5 protein-coding genes and 1 pseudogene are annotated in these 4796 nt (G+C 48.2%); 4 read left to right on the plus strand and 2 right to left on the minus strand.

Going from position 1 to position 4796, the window contains the following annotated elements:
* Positions 1-212: 212 nt before the first annotated feature.
* Both A3750_RS06730 and A3750_RS06735 read left to right on the plus strand, forming a co-directional pair.
* Positions 213-704 (plus strand): annotated as a pseudogene (locus tag A3750_RS06730) (Tn3 family transposase); the annotation flags it as partial.
* Positions 705-755: 51 nt separating this feature from the next.
* A complete protein-coding gene (locus A3750_RS06735; protein WP_068457547.1) occupies positions 756-1088 on the plus strand; it encodes a hypothetical protein in 333 nt (110 codons plus the stop codon).
* 101 nt (positions 1089-1189) lie between these two features.
* Here the strand turns inward: A3750_RS06735 and A3750_RS06740 are convergent, their stop codons facing one another.
* Together A3750_RS06740 and A3750_RS06745 are read right to left on the minus strand one after the other, a co-directional pair.
* Entirely contained in the window at positions 1190-1729 is a 540-nt protein-coding gene (locus A3750_RS06740) for a hypothetical protein (protein WP_068457548.1), read from the minus strand.
* A gap of 58 nt (positions 1730-1787) precedes the next feature.
* Entirely contained in the window at positions 1788-3662 is a 1875-nt protein-coding gene (locus A3750_RS06745) for an FAD-dependent oxidoreductase (protein ID WP_068572245.1), read from the minus strand.
* A gap of 118 nt (positions 3663-3780) precedes the next feature.
* Between A3750_RS06745 and A3750_RS06750 the strand changes: the two genes are divergently transcribed.
* Both A3750_RS06750 and A3750_RS06755 read left to right on the plus strand, forming a co-directional pair.
* A complete protein-coding gene (locus A3750_RS06750; protein ID WP_068457621.1) occupies positions 3781-4356 on the plus strand; it encodes a TetR/AcrR family transcriptional regulator in 576 nt (191 codons plus the stop codon).
* A 51-nt stretch (positions 4357-4407) separates the two neighbouring features.
* A partial coding sequence (locus A3750_RS06755) for a DUF4158 domain-containing protein (protein WP_156498465.1) occupies positions 4408-4796 on the plus strand: 389 nt, incomplete at its 3' end.

The following is a 4796-nucleotide window of genomic DNA, read 5'->3' on the forward strand; positions in this document are numbered from 1 at the left end:
TTACAAAGCAGGTGTCGCCGGTGGCTTGGCACAACATTAATCTGAATGGGACTTATAGCTTCGACTTTGAACAAAACCTGATCGATATCGAGGAAATAATGCGGCCGATTACCGAAACTGGAGGAAATGTCTAAGTTAATACCCCTCTGGAGACCAGGAACCACGGGGGCTGTGTAGTATTATGTCTTTTTAAGACGGAAAATCCCCAGGACCCCACCTTGGTGCGAAAACTTTCATCTTATAAAAGTAACCACCCCTTACTTGAAGCATTTACCGAATACAACCGATTAGTAAAAGCTCGATATTTGCTGAGCTACATTGATGACCCTGAGCTGCGTAGTCATGTGCAAAAAGCACTGAACCGCGGTGAAGCCTATCATCAGCTACGCCGAGCGATTAGCCAGGTGAATGGTGACCGATTCCGTGGTAACAGCGATGAAGAGATCGAGCTGTGGAATGAATGCGCTAGATTAATGGCCAATGCCATCATCTACTTCAACTCCAAAGTTCTCAGTAACCTGCTGCAAAGCTTTGAGCATCAGGGCAAAGACAAGCAAGCGGAGACCATTAAGCGAGCATCTCCGGTCGCATGGCAGAGCATCAATCTGAAGGGTAAATACCTGTTCAATCAGTCTAGTGAAATGCTGGATATTGAGTATCTGATGGCGCCGATTGAGGAATATATACCGTTCCTGGAAAAGTAATGCACCTCTACAGCCTAGGAATAGCAAGGCCTACAGAGCGAATTGCAATATTTGGCGGCAAAATCCCTAGAACCCCTTACGGGAGAGACGCTGGATACTACTGCGGGCAAGAGCGTAGTAGGCGTTTCTGGTTTTCTGATCGGTGGCTTTGCGAGTGGTGGTCCCATAGGTGCGTTGGCTGGCGCTGGTCTTGGCTGGATTCTGGGTGATAAAACTCAGGAAGCTCTGGGTGTTGGCGGCAAGGCGTATCGAGTGACGACAGAAAGCGGTGAGGAAATTGTCGTACGTTCCCCCAATAAACACTGGGAAAACGGTGATCAGGTTCGGATTGTGGGCAACCGTTTGGTTGCGGAATCTTCAGTGCTGGAAGTCAGTAGTCGTTGATTTGGGTGTGATAGGGCGGGATTCCGGAAGAATGGGCTGTAAAACCTACGCGTTTTTACAGCCCTTCGAGTGCCGGTTCTAATTGCGGGAAAACTTGAAGTCTATTTTTGATGTTCGATAAACTCTCTCAAAATCGTAGCCCCTGCTGACCATCCCTTGTTTTCTGCTGTCTGTGCCGTTTTAAGTTGAGCCTTCTCTTGTGCCACTACATAAGCAAAAAATTCAGCGTGCTCTATCGGGGCCGCTTCTTTCAATGCGGCAAGTTTTTCCATGTAGGGCTGTATGATAGCCACAAGCATGCCCGCTGTAATAGGTATAACCGAGGAGACATAACCGGTTAACTTTCCGCGTGTGCGTGTGAACAGATTGGGTTGGTAGTCCAAGTTAAGTTCACTTTTCATGCGCTCGTAACGGCCTCTGTTCAGTTTTTCCAGTTGAAAGTACGCTTGATAGAACTCCCCCATGGGAGAGCCTACTCGGTTCTTGGCTATGATTTGAGTGGAAAGATAAGCAAATACACGATTGTTGTATTCGGCTTTTAGCAGCTTCCGGTATATCTCGTCGTTGTCATTGGCATACACCAAGCCAGGCATGAGTAACGCTGCTAGATAAGTAAAAGCCAGATATTTTTTTATCTTCATTCTTTGTCCATACGATGTTGGATTTTCTCAGTGATTATCCTCTAGCGACTTGTTACCCCTATTTAAGTGCTCGAAGAGCTTCAATGATTGCGGCCCTCTCACTGGGGTCTTTTACCCCGCCAAAGCCCATAGTAGTGCCTGGTACGGTGCCGGCTGGGTCTTTCAAGAAACGATCAAGAGTGGCTTCGTTCCAAGTCAGGTCGCTCTCTGATAAGCCAGATGAATAATTGAAGTTATTGGCCGAAGCGGCGGGTTGTCCGTATCTGCCTCTGAGATTGGGGCCTACGCTTGCTTTTCCGGATGTATCTGTGGAATGACACACGGTGCATTGATCAAGGGTAGTGTCTTCGTTGACACCGGCTATCGGTTTTTCTGTGTCATACGTTGGTGTCGTACGTGCGTTTAAAAGACGCGCAACACTTTGGCCGACTTGGTTGCCCGTTGCAATGGCACCGTCGATAAATCCACGCCAGCCCAAATCAATATCACCGCCGGCAAAATGCACGCGGCCTTGAGGTTCGCGTAGTGCGGGAATTGAATCTTTTAACTGACCCTTTTTCAGAACGCACCAGGTGCCTTGAGAGTAGGGATCGAGGTGCCAGTCATAATGCAGAGTGTCCACCACATCCACGTCCGGCAGAAAACGGCGAAGTAGTTTCTGCACTTGCTGGTGGTCGTTGGGGTCTATTTGTGACGGATCGGTGGAAAATGCCACAAAAATTGTACCTTCCTTTGGACTGGCCATAGTCATAATGGCGCTTATGGGCTCTTCCTCTGACGCCAGCATAAAGGTGGGCTCTACATTCTGTCGGATGCGAATGTAAAACTTTACTCCTGAACCAGCATGACCTTCCTCGGATGCCTTTATTTTCTGTGGTGACAACGCAGGTGAAAATTGAATCGTGGATAGTACATTCATCGGGACGGCGCTGATTGTGGACCGGCAAGTGAATGTTTTTCCTGTACTGGTGACTATTTTTACGTGATCTCCAAGGTCATGAACTTCCTTCACTGGCGTACCCAGTTCCACGTCGGGGCGACCATCGTCCAGCATTGCATCGATCAAGCTTCGCGTACCGTGTTTAAAACTATAGCGAGAGACGCTATCACTGTAACGAGCAATATCACTACCAACGAGGGACCACCAGCGTTGCATTTCTACATAGCTGGCTTGATCAAAATCCCCATGAACGGCAGAACCCAAGAGGCCCTCGATGATAGGTGCCAAGGAAGGCGACAGGTCCATTTGATTGAGACGATCGCGAACCGATAGGGTGTCAGCGTTATGCCAATTATCGGTGCTGAAAGGATCGTAGGGCAGAGGAAAGGAGTGAGTGGCGCCGTCGTGAAATTGGTGCATCTGTTCATTGGCAATGGCAAAGCCTTGATAGGTAGCCAGCGGAGGGGATGGCTCACTTTCGGGAGCATTGTTCTCACAGACAGCCATTTTAATCAGTGGTGGGATACCGCTCATGCCTGCATCGCGGGCTTCGTCTCCGTCCCACCACAGTAAGTTGGGAATCGTTCCGGGGGTGGAATCCACTAATGGTAAATTGTAGCGATTAATCTCAGCAAAAACGTTAGGTTGAGTGGAGTGAACCCAGGCACCACCGAGCTCAAACAGTTTTCCATCGCGCTTTACCGTAAATGTGCGTCCGCCAAGGCGATTGCGGGCCTCTAATATCAATACTGATAACCCGGCTTGCCTAAGTTCTCGAGCCGCGGTAACTCCAGCGAAACCGCCACCAATGACAATGACATCATAGTCATATTTATCGCTTTCTGTGTCTGTGGAGCCCTTATTAGTCGCTGCATTAACGCTGATATTGGCCCCTGCAGTTAGGGCAACAGCACCGAGAGCTCCCAAACCATTTTTTAAGATGCTGCGTCGATTCAGGCCTTGCTTGCTTGTTTGATTATCTTTCTTAGCCACGATAAACACCTCTTTATAAATATTGATCAATGTTTTTACACGGCTTATTAATATTGGTCAATATCTAATATACTGTCGCCATTGAGTGAGTTGTTATTGAGTTTGGGTATTAACGAGTATGCCAAAAATTGTAGACCATGAAGAAAGGCGCGCGGCGATTGCCCGAGGGGCGGTAGAGGCCATCGCTAAATACGGTATTCACAAGGTGACCATGATCAAGTTTGCCGAAGCTGGGGGCTGTACAGAGGGCATGGTCAATTATTATTTTGATAATAAAGATCATGTACTCCAGGCCGCATTAGAGCAAGTGATCGAATCCACCAAGGAGCGTTTGGAACAAGCGATACAAGCTAACCCGAACGATCTGGAGGGCTTGTTGTTACAAACTTTACCTATCAACGAAACCGTGCAAAAAGAATTCTGTGTCTGGCGAGACTTTTGGCAGCGAGCCAGAGATTCCCGGGCCTTACAAGAGACCCAGGCGCGTTGGATAAAGGATTGGGTGGCAGGAATTTCTGGTTTTATCGAGCAGGCTAAGGCGACAGGTGAATTCAGACAGGATTTAGACGTGCAATTAGAAGCTGAAATGCTCGCCACTTATGTGGGGTCCTGGGGATTTTCCGTCTTAAAAAGACATAATCCTCTACAGCCCCCGTGGCTCCTGGCCTCCAGCGGGGTATTAACTTCCTCCTAGCCCTTAACTTGTCCCTTTCGGTTATTATGCTGAGCTTTTTAGGCATCAGATATGGCATATACCGAAAGGCTCCAGATCCTCATTGACGCAGAAATCAATGATTTGTACAGCCCTCCCAGTTTCACCCTCGAAGAACGTCGATTTTACTTTACTCTGAATGAGATGGAAGCCCGTGTCGCCAACGCTATCCGTAGCCGGGCTCACCGCTGTTTCTTTGTCGCTCTGTTGGGTTACTTCAAGTCCAGGCCTGTGGTTCTGAGTCCGAGTTTTGGCGATGTCGAAGAGGATTTGCGGTTTATCGCCAAAGAACAGTTGCCTGGTCCCGGTATCAGGCGCTTCTCATTGGATCAAAAGCAAAAGGATCGCCTATACCAGAAAATATTTGATCTCCTCAATTATCAAAAATGGCGGGATAGACAGGATCGAGGTTCCTTAATCAC

It is taken from the genome of Oleiphilus sp. HI0079 (genome assembly GCF_001635105.1).